The organism is Chryseobacterium sp. GW821-FHT04C04 (assembly GCF_059420365.1).
The window spans coordinates 366798-383782 of sequence record NZ_JBWKTO010000002.1 but is presented as its reverse complement, the minus strand read 5'-3'; the positions used below and the strand labels follow the sequence as shown (position 1 = coordinate 383782).

Sequence of the window (16985 nt, the reverse complement as noted above, 5' to 3'; positions counted from 1 at the left end):
AAGAAATTCAAATTCATTTCCGTATTTTTGACGACGATGAACAATCATTTTTTTGACTTAATAGAATATACCAACAGAAGCGTTTTTTTGACCGGGAAAGCCGGAACAGGAAAAACGACATTTCTTAATGATTTTGTAAGACGTACGAAGAAAAAACATATTGTAGTAGCTCCCACAGGGATCGCTGCGATCAATGCGGGAGGAGTTACGATTCATTCCATGTTTGGACTGCCGTTGAGAACCTTTCTTCCTACTACAGAAAGGATAGATACCAGTTTGGCTAATAATATTGCCGATCTGATGCCCCATTTCAAATACCGTAAGGATAAACTCAAACTTCTTAGAGAGGTTGAGATTATTATCATCGATGAGGTTTCGATGTTGAGGGCTGATGTTCTTGATATGATGGATTTTTCTTTGAGGTTTATCAGAAGGAATAATCAAAGATTTGGTGGCGTACAGATGCTGTTTATCGGAGATTTATATCAGCTTCCGCCAGTGGTGAGAGATGAGCATATTCTGAAAATGTATTACAATTCACCCTTCTTTTTTGACAGCCATGCCATTAAGGAGATTCCGATTGTTACGATTGAACTGACGAAAGTCTACAGACAGTCTGACGAACAATTTCTGGAAATTCTGAATGCCATCCGTGATGGAGATGTGAATAATATAGATTTTAACCATCTTAATGAAAGGTATGATCCTGATTTTAATATGGGGAAGGAGTCTTATGTCTATCTCTGTTCTCATAACAAAATGGCGGATGAGATCAACCAGGAAAAATTGACGGAGATAAAAGTTGATGCTCAGACCTATGAAGCTAAACTTGTAGGAGACTTTAAAGAAAATCAGTTTCCCAACGAACAGTTTCTGGAATTGAAAATAGGAGCACAGGTGATGTTTATCCGAAATGATATTTCCGGAGAAAAGAAATATTTTAACGGAAAACTAGGGGAGGTCATTGGATTGGATGAAAATGAAATCCGTGTAGTACTGGATGAAAGTGAAAATGAAATTATTGTCAAAAGAGAAACCTGGGAACAGAAAAAATATTTTCTGGACACAGATAAAAATATTCAGGAAGAAGTTCTTGGCAGCTTTGAACAGTTTCCAATAAAACTGGCCTGGGCAGTTACTATCCACAAAAGCCAGGGATTGACATTTGATAAAGTCATTATTGATGCCGGAAAAAGTTTTACTGCCGGTCAGGTATATGTGGCACTATCCCGTTGCAGAACGTTAGAAGGGATTGTTTTAAAATCAAAAATTACTCCTGAAGTTATTTTCAAAGACAATAGAATTTTACATTTCCATACGGATACGATTGCCAACGACCATGTTGAAGCGATTCTGAATCAGGAAAAATATGACTACAGTATCAGAAAAGTACTTCGTACGCTGGACTGTGTATGGTTTTTAAAAGAAGTGGAAGAATGGAACAATCTTTCGATTGTGACCAAGAATATTGATCATGTTAAAACCAAACAGCTTTACCAGCAATTGAAACATGAGGCTGTAAACCTCGGGAAAATATTTGAAAAGCTGGAGCGTATCATTTTTCAGAAAGTCAATAATTTTATTGAACAAAAAGAAGAATGGTCTGAGATTGAGAGCAAATCAAAAGGAGCTGTTAATTTCTTTTTTACAGAAACCAGAAATAAAATTTTCGATCCTTTGAAAGAATTTTATGCTGAAATAAAAGGAGCAAAAGGGTTAAAACAATATAACGAAGAATTCAAAAACTGGCTGGAAGATATTGAAGAATATCTGAACAGTTTAAGAGATATTTACCTTCTTGAAACGAAACTTTTAGAAGAGAAAAATGATAAAGAAATCAATCTGAAAATAGCTAAAGTTCCGTCTCAGGTTTTAACTTTTCAGTTATTTGAACAAGGAAAAACCATTGGAGAAATAGCCTTGGAAAGAGGGTTGGTGAAAGAAACGGTCATTGGACATCTTGCCAAATTTGCAGAACAGGGATTGCTGGATATTTCAAGAGTTATTACTTCAGATAAGATCAAAGCTTTTGAAGATGAATTCTACAAAAACCCGCGCGAAACCCTCACGGAGTGGAAGAATGCCTTGCCAAGTCATTTTGAATTTAATGAAATAAGGATTTTGATCAATCATTATAATTATAAAAAAGAAAAGAACTCATAAGAGTTCTTTTCTTTTTTATAGGATTATTCTTAAACTTAAAAACTAAGGATACATTGCATTGATCGTGTTGATATCCCCGGTTGTAAAGCCGGTTCTATTATAGGTGAAGCTCGTGTTGTTGGCTCTCGTAATAGTAGGCTGTCCGTTTTTGGAATAAGAAGTCGGCCAATACATCATCACAGAATTGATATTAAAAGGACCTATATCCGTTCCGGAATTATAGATGTTGAAATTATATGCCTGCCCATCTTGAATATTGTTCCACAGGATTTTCACATACTGATCCCTGTCTTTTCGGGTATGCTCATGATAAAGACCTACGCTATGCCCCATTTCATGAATGACTGATCCTACAGAAATATACTGATCCAACGAGACATTCTGCTTTCCTCCCTGATACCCGATATGAGCCCAGCCATCTGATCCGGATGAACTTCCGAAAATAAATTCTACATAATTGGTCTGATTGGTACGGGGAATCCATTGAGTATTGGTCTTGGAGTTATATTCATTAACGGCGCTTGTGATTTTGTTGGCATTAATAGAACCCATATTACTGGCGACTGTATAATAAATTTTTCCTCCGGGCCACCTTGAAAAACTGGCACCCCCTTTATTGAGCTCGCTGCCTTCTGACAGCTGTTTGTCAGAAATGACCATATCTCCCTGGAAGAAATTCAGTCCGTTTTTTCGTTCATAAGTAATTTCCTGGCCGTTCAATTGCCCTTTTTTAAAGTTTTCAATATTGGTGGCATCGGCTTGAGCTTCAGAGGTGATTTCCTCATTATTTTTACTACACGACACGAATGTTGCAGCAATAATAAAACTCATAAAGATAGTTTTTCCTGTCAGCATCTGCCGGTAAAGCAGACTGTTTGGTTTTTTGTTCATATTAAAAATTTTAAGATTTGGTATACGAATATAGTAAATATTTCTCTTTATGATGAATTATTAATGTTAAAAAAAACTTTTATATGATAATTGTTTAATTTAAAACTTCGTGTGGGTAAAATAAAAAAGGGTTTGAATATTTTCAAACCCTTTTTTATTTTTATTCGTTTAGCAGATCCTGATTGACTCTGTAACCAACGATTTTTATATCTCCTTCTTTATTTTTTTCTAAAGTAAAAGATTCTTCTGTTTTTTTAGTTCCTCTTTTTACATTATACGTGAAGAAGTATTGACTTCGCGCATTGCTTCCTTTTACAACCATCGTTTCCCATTTGTCGAGATTATATTCTTCAACAGGACCAATCTCATTGACCATATTCATAAGTTTTACAAGTTTTTCTTTATCAGTCACTTCAAAAAACTTCTCACCAAATAACTTATAAATATCATCAGGATTGTTTCCATATCGGAGTTCCCAATAAAATTTTATTGGAATCTTTTCACCATCTGTTTTGTCAGATTCTCTGTCTTTATAGAATTCGTTGAAAGAACAACTTATTAAAAGAAATGAAAAAAGAAGTAAATAAATATTTTTCATTTAAAGTTCAATATCTAAAATTAATTTTCTTCGATTGTTATCGTAAAAAGTAGCCCGATAACTTTCGTCTCTGAATTCAGTTTCTGTATTTTCTATCTCATTAAATATATTTTTATCTGTTTTGGAAAACTCAACAATTTCAAAGTACTTTTCATCGATATTGCTAAAGTCTACCAGTTTCAGATAGTCATCCATGGAGTTTTTATCAATCATAATTTTTCCACCGCCGAATTGATGCCTGTTCTGACCATTTTTCTTAATACCGGATACCCAATATTCTTCTCCAGTTTCTATATCAAAATGATTAGCATTGATTCCTGGCCTTTTTAGCTTTTTGAGTGCCTTGCCATTAAAATAAACGGTTTGCCCTGATTTTGAAAATTCTACAAAACCAATCCATGCAGGGCCATGATGACCGAAGGATTTGTTTTCGAGATACATTATTTTTGTTTTCATGTCCTTGAATAATACTGCAATTTACCCAAAATCTTATAAGTAAAATCAAGTAAACAAAAATTTTATTCCCATAGTTTTTCCCTGAACTGATCGATCGGTTTTATTAATTACAAAAAGTAACTAATGCAGAATTTATGTTTTAAATTTGTTTGGTTTTTTGAGACCAAAGAAAATTAACATCTCAATATGAAAAATTTTGAAATTTCTGTTTTAGATCTTGCACCGGTAAAGCAGGATAAAAGCATTCATGATACCTTTCAGGACAGCTTATCATTAGCTAATCACGCTGAAAACCTAGACTATAAAAGATTCTGGCTGGCAGAGCACCACAATATGGAAAGTATTGCCAGTTCAGCAACCTCTGTTTTAATCGGTTTCATCGCCAACGGAACAAAAAAAATCAGAGTAGGTTCAGGAGGAATTATGCTTCCCAACCACAGTTCTCTAATTATTGCAGAACAGTTCGGTACTCTGGAATCTCTTTTCCCTGGAAGAATTGATCTAGGAGTAGGAAGAGCTCCCGGAACAGATGGATTAACGGCTCAGGCATTAGGGAGAAACCCGGCTATTATCAATGAACAGTTTCCAAGACAGATCCTCGAACTACAAAGATATTTCTCAAAGGAAAATTCAGACGCCATGGTTCGTGCTATTCCCGGGGAAGGGCTGGATGTTCCGATTTATATTCTGGGATCAAGTACAGACAGTGCGTGGCTTGCTGCGGAACTTGGTTTGCCATATGCTTTTGCCGGGCATTTTGCTCCGGAGCAGATGGAAATGGCTTTTAAAATATACAGAGAGCATTTTGAACCGTCAAAATATTTGGATAAACCTTATATCATTGCTTGTATAAATGGTGTTGCTGCTGAAACTTCGGAAGAAGCTCATAAAATCTCCACTACTTTATTTCAGGCATTCATCAATATTGTAAGAAATGACAGAAAGCCATTTGCTCCGCCGGTTGATGATATGGATGAAATCTGGTCACCAATGGAAAAGTCGATGGTTTTGCAAAAATTAAGATATACTTTTATCGGAAATCAGGAAGAAGTAAAGGAAAAACTTAAAGATTTCCAGGAAAGATTCCAGGTGGATGAGCTGATGATCAATTCGCATATTTACGATCATCAGAAAAGATTGAGGTCTTACGAGATATTCAGAGAGGCAGCCAACTCATTATCCAAAGCGTAATAAACCATTCAGAATTAATTGGCAGATGCTTATTTTTATGAGTATCTTTGCAAAAATAAAAAGTAAAAATGTCCGATATTAAATTAAATACTATTCCAGAGGCTATAGAAGACCTTAGAAATGGTAAAATAATCATAGTAGTAGATGATGAAGACAGAGAAAATGAAGGAGATTTTCTTTGCGCAGCAGAACTGACAACGCCGGAAATTATCAATTTTATGGCACTTTATGGAAGAGGGTTGATCTGTATGCCGCTTCCTGAAAAAAGATGTGATGAGCTAGGACTTGAAGTGATGGTAAGCAGAAGCAGCGATCCTAAAGAAACAGCTTTCACCGTATCAGTTGACCTTTTAGGAAACGGAACATCTACCGGAATTTCTGCTGGAGACAGAGCCAAAACAATTTTAGCGCTGATGGATGAAGAATCCAAGCCTACAGATTTTATGAGACCTGGCCACATTTTCCCGCTTCGTGCAAGAAAGGGAGGAGTATTGAAAAGAGCTGGACACACAGAAGCAGCGATTGACCTTACGAATTTAGCAGGTCTGAAAGAAGGAGGAGTGATCTGTGAGATCATGAATGAAGATGGTACCATGTCACGTCTGCCTGAATTGCATGCATTGGCTCAAAAGCATGATATGAAAATTGTATCTATTGAAGATCTGATTCATTATCAGCTTAAAAAAGGAAATCTTGTTGAGAGGCTTGAAGAGAAAAAAGTAAAAACGCACTACGGTGAGTTTGATTTTTATGCTTTCAGAGAAACTTCCAATGACCAGATCCACTTTGCCCTTACAAAAGGTTCATGGACAGTGGATGAGGCTGTTTTGGTAAGAGTACAGTCTTCAGATTCTTATTTCGATGTATTGACAAGATTGAATAATGGGGAAAAACCATTATTGGAAAAAGTAACAGGAATGGTAAATGAGGCTGGGAAAGGAGCTATTATTTTTATCAATAACGTTTCTAATTCTGAAAATACTTTGAGAAAGCTTCAGCAGTTCCTTAATTATCAGGACGGGCAGGAACAGCATCCTACGTTAGCATACAATTACAGAGATTATGGAATTGGAACGCAGATCTTAAAGAATTTAGGAATCAATAAGTTCAAAGTAATCACTCAAAACCCAAATATCAAACCTCAGGTTGGAGGATATGATGTAGAGGTTACAGAGCTGGTACAATTGTAATTAATGAATAATCAGCTGTGAATTTAATTCACGAAAAATGGCTGTTTACAATATAAAATAAAAGGTTTGGGATTTTTCTAAACCTTTTTTTATTTTTAAACTATGACAGAGTCTTTAAAAAAGCATATTAGAGAATACATAGAAATTTCAGATGAAAAGCTCGATAATTATTGCAATGCTTTTACCCTTAAGAAACTAAAGAAAAAAGATTTCCTTTTGAAAGAAGGAGAGATAGGTGACTTTGAAGGATTTGTAGTCAGTGGCTGCTTTAAAGTCTTCCATACCAATCATAATGCATCCGAACAGATATTATATTTTGGAACTGAAAACTGGTGGATCTCCGATATTGACAGTTTTATCAACAGTATACCCTAAAAACTTACTATCCAGGCTCTTGAGGATAGTGAGATTCTTCTGATTTCGAAAACAGATAAAGAAAAGCTTTATTCCGAAATGCCTGAGATCGAAAGACTGATGAGGCTTAAGTTTCAGATGTCAATCATAGCATTACAAAGAAGAATCATTGATAATTTAAGTAAATCGTCAGAGGAAAGGTATATTGAATTTTTGAAGGCCTATCCGAAAACAGCACATCGGCTGACCAATATTCAGATTGCAGCTTATCTGGGTGTAACTCCTGAATTTATCAGTAGAATCAGGAAGAAAATGGTAAGTAAAAGCTAGTACTTTTTATAAACTACAAAAGTCACAAACTGTTTATAATAAACCTTTTGTGACTTTTGTTGACTGTATATAAGTTCTCCTTAATTTTTTAACGTTATTTCATCAAAGTTTCGGAAACCGTTCAGAAAATCTTTTACCATCATTCTTTTTTTACCTTCCAACTGAAGTTCCTGTGGATAATAAATTCCATCTTCAGTGTAGATTTTAAATTCGTTCTTTGAAATATCCAAGGTTCCAGCTGGTTTTCCGTGATCAGAAATTTCAAACTTACCAGCGAATATTTTTAATCCTTTTTCTTCGCTCTCTATTTTTAAAGTCGTGAAAGCGGCAGGATAAGGCGACATTCCCAGGATAAACTGATGAACTGTTTTTGAAGGGGCGTGCCAATTGATTTTGGTATCTTCCTTAAATATTTTATAAGCGTTTTTAGGGTGCTCTACTTGCGGCTGATGTTTCTCATCAATCGTATTTTCGGCAAGGCCATTTAATGTCCTAACGACCAATCCTGAACCCATTTCCATCAGTCTGTCGTGAAGACTTCCTGCATTTTCATCAGGTAAAATTTCCAGCTCCTGCTGAAGAAGGATATTTCCTTCATCAATTTTTTCATTAATAAAGAAGGTTGTTGCGCCCGTTTTTTCCTCTCCATTGATTACGGCATAGTTGATGGGTGCAGCTCCTCTGTAATCCGGTAATAAAGAGGCATGAAGATTGAATGTACCCATTTTAGGCATTTCAAAAAGAATTTTAGGCATCATTCTGAATGCAACTACTACAAAAACATCAGCATCCAGTTTTCTTAGTTCTTCCAAAAAATCGGGATTTCTAAGTTTTTCTGGCTGGAAAACGGGAATATTGTTTTCATCTGCATACACTTTTACCTGTGATTGGTGAATCTTTTGCCCGCGGCCACTTGCTTTATCAGCTACAGTCACAACTCCTACCACCTGATGGTGAGATTGATGAATGGCTTCCAAAGAAGTTTTTGCAAACTCTGGAGTCCCTAAAAAAACGACTTTCAATGATTTCATACTGCAAAGATAGGGTTTTCGTTAATAGCTGAAAACAACGGAAAGCAGCTTTTCAATTATGAATAGTAGAGTAGTTCGATGTATCGGATTTAATATATAAGTGATAAATCATCTGTAATAAGATGTTGCATTATATCAACAAACTTATACTCATTATTGAGTGCTCATTATTCATGATTAATTGCATATGTCCTGAAATTGAGCATTTTTACCTTTCCGGAATCGAGAAGAAAGATAAGGTTTTCTAAGATGTTTTCTTTAGAATGATAACTCAGCTGTATAGAAAGCTCTTCAATTGTTGCCGCCTTTTTCGTCAATAAATTAATAATTTGCAGAGAAATGTTCTTACCAAACATAGACTGTTTATTTTTTTCACAAACAGAACACTGACCACAGTTTTTTGAATTTTTTTCGCCAAAATAGGCAAGAATGAGTTTCATTTTACAATAGTCATTGTTTTCTGCGTAAAATTTCATCTCTTCCCATTTGAGGATTTTATTTCGCTGAATATGTTCAAATAATTTCCAGTAAACATTACTCACAGCCCTTTCATCACGAGGTTTCAGGAACTTTATGCTTGAAAGTGCACCATCAATATACTCGAGGTAATTTTTTTGCTGCAGCTCTTTCAGGCGTTCCTTAATCAAAGGGACACTGACATTGATTTTGTTGCTTACCTGCTGTTCACTGAACATTACTTTATGGGTAGTGATTCCAGATATAGAACGGAAAAGAAGCTCTAAGAAATAAGCATCCTTTTGTGGTAATTGATCTATTTCATCAGATTTTATAAAAAGCTCCAATGAGGACAAGCTTTTATTTTCATTGTAATAGATGATTTCCTGATTGTGCAGAAAATTGAGGATATTGTTGATTTTTGCTTTCGAAAGTTTGGTAAAATTCTGTATACCAATGGTATTCAGCTGAAAGGTTTTTTCAGGAAGCTCAAATTCTGCAACCTGAAAGATAGAGTAGAGGTAGCTGATGATCTTTAAAAACTCTGCTTTATTCGGAGTTTGGTTTTTTAAAACCTGATCAAAATTCAGAAGTTCCTGCTTGTTCCAAAGCATAAAGGCAAAACTGTCTTTCCCATCTCTTCCGGCCCTTCCTATTTCCTGATAGTAGTTTTCTATAGAGGCCGCGGGTGAATAGTGTATGACAAACCGTACATTATCTTTGTCAATACCCATTCCAAAGGCATTGGTAGAAATCAGAACATGATTGTCACTCTTGTTCCAAAGATTCTGTTTAGCATTTTTCTCTTTCGTTGTTAAACCTGCGTGAAAATAATCTACATTTTTTACCTGATTTTTCTTCAGGAATTCTGCCAGCAATTCAGTTTCTTTTCTGGTTCTCGCATATACGATACCGGAATCATTACTATATTTTAAAATATCAAATACGCGTTGAAATTTATCAGATACTTCATCAGTAAAGATTTTGATATTCTCTCTTTTGAAACTTTTTTGAAAGACAGAAGGTTTCTTCAGTTCCAGTTTATTTTTGATTTCTTCCAGGACTTTTGGCGTTGCAGTCGCTGTCAAAGCAAGACATGGTATTTCAGGATTATTACTTCTGAATCTTTTAATATTCTGATAGCTTGGTCTGAAATCCTGGCCCCATTCTGAAATACAGTGAGCTTCATCTACTGCAATAAATGATAACTGAATTTCCTCCATGTTTTGGATAAACTGGCTATTGGTAAGTCTTTCAGGAGAAACATACAGTAGTTTTGTGAGCCCTTCTTTGCAGCGGCCATAAATGGTTTCAGCATCATATTCATCAAGCTCAGATGAAAGGTATTCTGCTTCTATTCCACGGAATTTAAGCTGATTTACCTGATCTTTCATCAATGCCAGCAACGGAGAAATTACAAGGCAGGTTCCTTCTTTCAGTAAAGCGGGTAGCTGATAACACAAAGACTTTCCTGCTCCTGTGGGTAAAAGAACCAGTGTATCTTTTTCATTGATAACAGCATTAATGATTTCCTCCTGAGAGTCCCTGAATTCGGTATACCCCCAGAAATATTTTAGGGTATCATATTTTAGCTTTTGAAAATCCTGTGGAGAAATCATGTTGTAAAAATAAGAAAAGTATGATGACAAAAAAAGCCACGCAGTGCGTGACTTTTATATAATAAATTAATAAGCTTATTATTTAGCTTCGAAATATACTCGTCTGTTAGCTCTGTTTTTCCATTCAGGGCACTTCGTTGCTGGTTCACATTCAGGGTATTTAAGATCTTTTTCACCTTTTCCTACTGCCTGTAGTTTACCGTTTTGAACACCATTTTTGATCAGGTAGCTCTTAACGTTATTTGCTCTTCTTTCAGATAGTTTCTGGTTGTAAGCGTCCGTACCTCTTGTATCAGTAGCACCGATTACGCTGTAAGAACCATTTGAAGAATTAATATAGTTTACAGCATTGTTTAGGATTGGAGTATTTGAAGGTAGAATTCTGTCAGAATTTAAGTCAAACTCGATTCCTTCCAATTTAGTTTCTGTTTCTACTACAGGTCCTGTTGTAGCTATAGGACATCCGTTGTTTTCAACAGGTCCAGGAACAGTTACACACTTATCGTAAAGATCGATTACACCATCTAAGTCGGTATCAAGTGCGACTCCGGCACCATCCACTCTTGCTCCTGCAGGAGTATCAAGTTGTCTGTCCCAATCGTCGCAAACTCCGTCGTTATCAGCATCACCTTTTTTACATACTTCGATATCCTGGTTTTTATTAGCCAGTACATCCAGTTTGTAATAGATTTCCTGAAGTGGATCATGCCACATTACGTGTGATTCATGTTTTCCTAGTTTTAGGGAAACCCCTAAAGTCGCATTGAAGAAGTTGTCAGAAACCTGCTCAGAACGTTTGTTGATCGCACTGTAAGCATCACCACCTCCATCAAATTCATCATCACCGGTTACGACATACATTAATCTACCTTCAATATCGATTCTTCTGTTTACTTTGAATTTCAGACCTGTACCAGCCTGCATAAACATTGAACCTAATTGGAAAGGCTTCACTTCAGTCATCAATCTTTGCCCGTTGATGTCTTTCTGGTATGCTCTGTAAGCGATAGTACCGATACCTGCATATCCATGAAGAGCCCATCTGTAAGTAGAGTGGTTGTCAACTCTTCTTAATAAATTAGAAAAGTTGATATCTCCTAAAATGGAGATAGCGTCATATTGAGTTCTTCCAGCTACTGCAGATGCATCAGGTGCTGCATCTTTACTATTAAACCATCCTTGTCTGGTTTCACCTCTGTCATACTGTAAGTTGATTCCGAAAGCATGTGTAATTGCTTTATCGATACTTACATAGGCAGAATATCCAAAAAGGTTTTTACCATTACCATTTTTGATAGAAGTTAAATCTGCAGATTGAAGAAGTGGAACTCCAACCCCTGCGGAAATAGCCCAGTCGTTGAATCTCTTAGACTGATTGGTAAATGGGGAAACATTAGCAGATCCCGAAGAAAATGTATTAGGATACTGTCCTTTTGAAACTGCCGTTGAGTCTTGTGCATAAGTGGCAGAAGGAATTGCCAAAGCAAATGCTACAATTGCTAAACTTAATTTCATAGTGTTATTTTTTTAAGTTAAGTTATTTTAAATGAATTTTTACGTTAAAAAACGCTTTTGTGTTAATTTTTTTCAAGATGAACTCGTTGATTCTTAATGTGTTTCTAAAAGGCATCCTAAAAATAATGTTAAAGATATGTAAAAAAATTCGGAGTAGAAAAAAAATAAACCGAAAAGAATGTTTCTTTTCGGTTAGGATGTATTTATAAGAATTATTTCTTCTTTTTCTTAGCCGGAACCTTTTTTACTGATTTCTTTACAGGCGCATCTTCATAGTCTTTCTTTTTGATTGAATCCCATTCTGAGCTTTCTATAAATCTTACTGTAACTTTTCTGTCTGCTAATCTCTCAGCATCTGAAGCTGATGCCGGGACAGTCGCTTCTGCAGAACCTACCCCTTTTGACTTCAGTATATTTTCATTGATTCCTCTGCTTTCTAAAGCTCCTACTACAGCAGCAGCTCTTTCTTTAGATAGTCTTAGGTTGTAAGCAGCATTACCTTTGATATCAGTATGTCCTGTTAACAGATAGTTACCTCCGTTTTCTTTAATAATTGAAGCAGCCAGATCCAATTTTTCGTTAGATTCAGGTCTGATAGTCGCTTTATTAAAATTGAAGTAAATATCTTTAAGAGTTTTTTCTACTTCTACAGCAGTCTCTTTGTTATCTTTTTTAACGATAGGACATCCGTTGTTTTCAACAGGTCCGGGAACAGTTACACATTTATCGTAAAGATCAATCACACCATCTAAGTCGGTATCAAGTGCGACTCCGGCACCATCCACTCTTGCTCCTGCAGGAGTATCAAGTTGTCTGTCCCAATCGTCACAAACTCCGTCGTTATCAGCATCTCCTTTTTTACATACTTCGATATCCTGGTTTTTATTAGCCAGTACATCCAGTTTGTAATAGATTTCCTGAAGTGGGTCATGCCACATTACATGAGACTCATGTTTTCCTAGTTTGAAAGAAAGTCCCAAAGTAGCATTGAAGAAATTGTCAGAAACCTGCTCAGAACGTTTGTTGATCGCGCTGTATTTATCCCCGCCGCCATCAAATTCATCATCACCGGTTATCACATACATTAATCTACCTTCAATATCGATTCTTCTGTTTACTTTGAACTTCAGACCTGTACCAGCCTGCATAAACATTGAACCAAATTGGAAAGGCTTCACTTCAGTCATCAATCTTTGCCCGTTGATGTCTTTCTGGTATGCTCTGTAAGCGATAGTACCGATACCTGCATATCCATGAAGAGCCCATCTGTAAGTAGAGTGGTTGTCAACTCTTCTTAATAAATTAGAAAAGTTGATATCTCCTAAAATGGAGATGGCATCATATTGAGTTCTTCCAGCTACTGCAGATGCATCAGGTGCTGCATCTTTACTATTGAACCATCCTTGTCTGGTTTCACCTCTGTCATACTGCAAGTTGATTCCGAAAGCATGTGAAATTGCTTTATCGATACTTACATAAGCAGAATATCCAAAAAGGTTTTTACCATTACCATTCTTGATAGAAGTTAAATCTGCAGATTGAAGAAGCGGAACACCCGCTCCCACTGAAACAGACCAGTCATTAAATCTTTTTGATTGATTGGTAAATGGGGAAACATTCGCAGATCCTGAAGAAAATGTATTAGGGTATTTTCCACCAGAATCTGCAGTTGAGTCTTGTGCATAAGTGGCAGAAGGAATAGCCAAAGCAAATGCAACAATTGCTAAACTTAATTTCATCGTGTATTATTATTTGATTTCTTTTGAAAAAGCAATTTTAAGCTTCTTAATTATTTGGTAGGACAACCGTTATTTTCAACAGGTCCTGGAACGGTTACGCATTTATCATAAAGATCAATAACTCCGTCAAGGTCCATATCCAAAGCAACTCCGGCACCATCTACTCTTGCTCCTGCAGGAGTATCAAGCTGTCTGTCCCAGTCATCACATACTCCATCATTGTCTGCATCACCTTTTTCACAAACAACAAGGTCTGTAGATGCATTTTCAAGAACGCTGGTTCTATAGTAAGCTTCCTGAAGCGGATCATGCCATGCAAGGTGAGATAGCTGTTTTCCTAATTTGAAAGATAGACCTAAACTTACTGTCCATGCATTATCTGATCTTCTAGGATTTAGCATATTATATTTTGAACCTGGAGTAGAAGGATCATAGTCATTAGGATCTGCCCATCCGCCGCCATCGAATTCATCATCACCACTGATAATGTACATTGTTCTTGCTTCAACATCAATAAGTTTAGAAACGTTGTATTTGATTCCTAAACCTCCCTGATAGAAGATAGAATTGATATCGATATCCTGCTTAATGAATAAAGGAGCTCTTCTAGGAGTTGTACTCCATCTGAATTCATCATTGTCATGTAATGACGTTCTGAATCCCTGAACACCAATTCCCATATAACCATGGAATGCCCATCTGTATGGAGAATGATTGTCTACTCTTCTGAATAAGTTTGAAAAGTTAATATCTCCTAATAGAGAGATATTATCAAACTGGGTGGTTGCCGTAGCAATTCCTGATTTTACTCCTGCAGCACCGGGAAGTTGTGCTGTTTGTTTCGTTTCTCCTCTCATATACATAACGCTTAGAGCGAATGCATGGGTAATTTGCTTATCTACACTTACGTAAGCATTATACCCCCAATTGATCTTATCCTTGCGGATAGATTTTAAATCGGAGTGAACCATAAATGCAGGACCTCCTCCAACAGAAATAGACCAGTCTCTGAAACGCCTGGCTTTATTGTCAAAGGTTTGTACATTAGCGGAACCTGAGGAGAATGTATTAGGATACTCTGTGGAAGAGTTTACTGTAGTGCTGCTGTTCTGTGCGAAAGCTGCAATTGGCAATGTCGTAGCCAATAATAATAAACCTAATTTCATACAATATGTTTTATGTTTTAAATAAAATCTTTTAATAATATTCTGGAAAAATCCCGTTCAAAAAGATGTTTTTTATGAGGGATTTCTAATCTTTCTGATTTAAAAATTAATTCATTATACTTAATGATATCAATGTCTATGGTCCTGTCGGTATATCCTCCGGAGACTTTTGAATCATTAATTCTTCCCATCTCAACTTCTATATTCTTAATACAATCAAGCAGTTGAATTGGTGAGAGATGTGTGAATATTATTGCTGCAATATTACAAAAAATATTGGAACTGACAAATTCTACAGGATCAGACATTAAATATTCGCTGATTTGTGAAATGTGATTTCCTGCTTCATTGATCTTCTTTAATGCAAGCTCTATATTTTTTTTTTGCTCTCCTAAGTTACTTCCTAGTAACAAAACGACCTTATGCTGCGACATATTAGAAAATTGATTGATTTATGAGAAGTTTCTTTAAAAACGTTTTGGCAAATATAGTAGCAATTATCATACTTTGCGCTCTATTTTTCATCTTTTTCATTACGGTGCTTGTGTTCAGTTCTATGGGAAATGATAAGTCGGCAGCAGTGAAAAAGAACTCGGTTCTTACGATTAATTTAAAAACAAATATAATCGATAGTCCTACTGAAGAACAGATGGGGTTGTTTGGTATAAGTTCCCAAAATAAAAGTATTCTATTATATGATGCATTGGAAGCTATTAATAAAGCTAAAACCGATGATAATATTAAAGGAATTAGTATTGAGGCGGATAATTTGAATGCCGGGCTTACTCAGATCGATGATCTTAGAAATGCTATTGAAGATTTTAAGAAAAGCGGAAAGTTTGTGTATGCTTACGGAAACGGAGTCTCACAATCAGCTTATTACTTAGGATCTGTGGCCGACAAATATTATCTGCACCCGGCAGGAGGAATCGAATTGAAAGGTCTTTCTACTGAGGTTACATTCTTTAAGGATTTTGCTGATAAATATGGTATCGGGATTGAAGTGATCCGTCACGGTAAATTCAAGTCTGCGGTAGAACCTTTTTTAAGAAATGATATTTCCCCGGAAAATAAAGAGCAGCTAAGTACTCTTTTGAATGATCTTTGGAAAAATACATCGAATAAAATAGCAGCTTCAAGAAAAATTGATACCGCTCAGTTCAGAACAATTACAGACAGCTTATATGGAATGATTCCTGAGCAGGGATTAAAATACAGACTTGCAGATAAACTTATTCAGAAATCGGAATATGAAGATCTTATTAAGTCGAAATTGAGTTTGAAAGAAAAAGAAAAGCTTAATAAAATTTCTCTGACAAGCTATATCAGCTCTTATGCTGACGAAGATAAATCGGGTGAAAAAGTAGCTGTATTGTATGCTTCAGGATCTATCAACAATGGAGATGAGTATAATGATATTCATTCTGAAAAATATGTGAAGTATATCAAAAAACTTCAGGACGATGATAAGGTGAAAGCGGTCGTTTTCAGAATCAATTCTCCAGGGGGAAGTGCTAATGCTTCGGATGAAATTTTATTTGAATTGCAGCAGCTGAAAAAGAAAAAGCCATTAGTAGTTTCTTTTGGAGACTACGCCGCTTCAGGTGGATATTATGTGGCAATGGCGGCTGATAAGATTTATTCAGAGCCAAATACGCTTACCGGTTCTATCGGAGTATTTGGGGTAATGCCTTATTATAAAGATATTGCGAGTAAAAACGGAATCCGTGCAGATATTGTTGCTACGAATGCGAACTCTATGTATTATTCAGGGCTAAACGGAGTGACTCCTTATGGGGTGAATATGATGACCAGAAGTGTAGAAGGTACTTATAAGAGATTTGTACATTTTGTGACTCAAAACAGAAAGAAGACTTTCGAGCAGATTGATAATGTAGGAGGAGGTAGAGTATGGAGCGGAGTTCGTGCGAAACAGATTGGTTTGGTAGACGAATTGGGTACGCTGAACGATGCTGTGAAGTTTGCTGCACAGAAGGCAGGATTGAAATCTTACCAGGTAGATGCTTTCCCTAAGAGAATGTCGCCTTTCGAGCAAATCTTCAAAGATCTTAACGAAGAGGATGTTTCTGCCAGAATTATTAAAAATAAAATAGGTAAATCCAACTACGAGATTTTACAGCAAATCACAGACAAAAAATTACAGTCTGAGGTGAAGATGGAAATGCCTTATCAGATTAGAATCAACAACTAACTAAATTTATATTGTACACGAAAATCCCGGATCTGAATTTCAGACCCGGGATTTTATTTTTTTATCAACATTGA

At 36.1% G+C, this 16985-nt stretch carries 15 protein-coding genes; 6 read left to right on the top strand and 9 right to left on the bottom strand.

The window, feature by feature from the left end:
• Positions 1 to 36 precede the first annotated feature (36 nt).
• Positions 37 to 2163, top strand: coding sequence for a helix-turn-helix domain-containing protein (locus tag AC07UM_RS07905; RefSeq protein ID WP_494681970.1), 2127 nt, complete (start codon positions 37 to 39; stop codon positions 2161 to 2163).
• Positions 2164 to 2205: 42 nt separating this feature from the next.
• On the opposite strand, the gene AC07UM_RS07900 is transcribed toward AC07UM_RS07905, so the two are convergent.
• From AC07UM_RS07900 to AC07UM_RS07890, 3 genes are all read right to left on the bottom strand, one after another.
• Positions 2206 to 3054: a M12 family metallopeptidase gene (locus tag AC07UM_RS07900; RefSeq protein ID WP_494681969.1), complete on the bottom strand. Its 849-nt coding sequence runs from the start codon at positions 3052 to 3054 to the stop codon at positions 2206 to 2208.
• 160 nt (positions 3055 to 3214) lie between these two features.
• Entirely contained in the window at positions 3215 to 3652 is a 438-nt protein-coding gene (locus AC07UM_RS07895) for a hypothetical protein (RefSeq protein ID WP_494681968.1), read from the bottom strand.
• Entirely contained in the window at positions 3653 to 4108 is a 456-nt protein-coding gene (locus AC07UM_RS07890) for a hypothetical protein (RefSeq protein ID WP_494681967.1), read from the bottom strand.
• Positions 4109 to 4294: 186 nt separating this feature from the next.
• Here AC07UM_RS07890 and AC07UM_RS07885 point away from each other — a divergent pair, with 186 nt between their 5' ends.
• The 4 genes from AC07UM_RS07885 (at position 4295) to AC07UM_RS07870 (ending at position 7173) form a co-directional block, all read left to right on the top strand.
• Entirely contained in the window at positions 4295 to 5299 is a 1005-nt protein-coding gene (locus tag AC07UM_RS07885; protein ID WP_494681966.1) for an LLM class flavin-dependent oxidoreductase, read from the top strand.
• A 68-nt stretch (positions 5300 to 5367) separates the two neighbouring features.
• Positions 5368 to 6489, top strand: coding sequence for a 3,4-dihydroxy-2-butanone-4-phosphate synthase (ribB, locus tag AC07UM_RS07880; protein WP_494681965.1), 1122 nt, complete (start codon positions 5368 to 5370; stop codon positions 6487 to 6489).
• A 102-nt stretch (positions 6490 to 6591) separates the two neighbouring features.
• The gene (locus tag AC07UM_RS07875) at positions 6592 to 6864 is read left to right on the top strand and encodes a hypothetical protein (RefSeq protein ID WP_494681964.1); all 273 of its coding nucleotides are present in this window, start codon (positions 6592 to 6594) and stop codon (positions 6862 to 6864) included.
• 78 nt (positions 6865 to 6942) lie between these two features.
• A complete protein-coding gene (locus AC07UM_RS07870) occupies positions 6943 to 7173 on the top strand; it encodes a hypothetical protein (protein WP_494681963.1) in 231 nt (76 codons plus the stop codon).
• A gap of 80 nt (positions 7174 to 7253) precedes the next feature.
• Here AC07UM_RS07870 and fmt read toward each other — a convergent pair whose 3' ends face one another.
• The 6 genes from fmt to folK form a co-directional block, all read right to left on the bottom strand.
• Complete coding sequence (fmt, locus tag AC07UM_RS07865) at positions 7254 to 8204, bottom strand: methionyl-tRNA formyltransferase (RefSeq protein ID WP_494681962.1); 951 nt, start codon at positions 8202 to 8204, stop codon at positions 7254 to 7256.
• A 167-nt stretch (positions 8205 to 8371) separates the two neighbouring features.
• Positions 8372 to 10279, bottom strand: coding sequence for a RecQ family ATP-dependent DNA helicase (locus AC07UM_RS07860; protein WP_494681961.1), 1908 nt, complete (start codon positions 10277 to 10279; stop codon positions 8372 to 8374).
• 78 nt (positions 10280 to 10357) lie between these two features.
• A complete protein-coding gene (locus AC07UM_RS07855) occupies positions 10358 to 11794 on the bottom strand; it encodes an OmpA family protein (RefSeq protein WP_236853130.1) in 1437 nt (478 codons plus the stop codon).
• Positions 11795 to 12006: 212 nt separating this feature from the next.
• Complete coding sequence (locus AC07UM_RS07850) at positions 12007 to 13533, bottom strand: OmpA family protein (RefSeq protein WP_494681960.1); 1527 nt, start codon at positions 13531 to 13533, stop codon at positions 12007 to 12009.
• A 50-nt stretch (positions 13534 to 13583) separates the two neighbouring features.
• On the bottom strand, positions 13584 to 14699 hold the full coding sequence (locus AC07UM_RS07845; RefSeq protein ID WP_494681959.1) for an OmpA family protein: 1116 nt from the start codon (positions 14697 to 14699) through the stop codon (positions 13584 to 13586).
• A gap of 17 nt (positions 14700 to 14716) precedes the next feature.
• On the bottom strand, positions 14717 to 15112 hold the full coding sequence (gene folK, locus AC07UM_RS07840; RefSeq protein ID WP_494681958.1) for a 2-amino-4-hydroxy-6-hydroxymethyldihydropteridine diphosphokinase: 396 nt from the start codon (positions 15110 to 15112) through the stop codon (positions 14717 to 14719).
• Positions 15113 to 15153: 41 nt separating this feature from the next.
• Here folK and sppA point away from each other — a divergent pair, with 41 nt between their 5' ends.
• Positions 15154 to 16911, top strand: a complete 1758-nt coding sequence (gene sppA, locus AC07UM_RS07835; protein WP_494681957.1) for a signal peptide peptidase SppA — start codon at positions 15154 to 15156, stop codon at positions 16909 to 16911.
• The last annotated feature ends 74 nt before the right edge of the window (positions 16912 to 16985 follow it).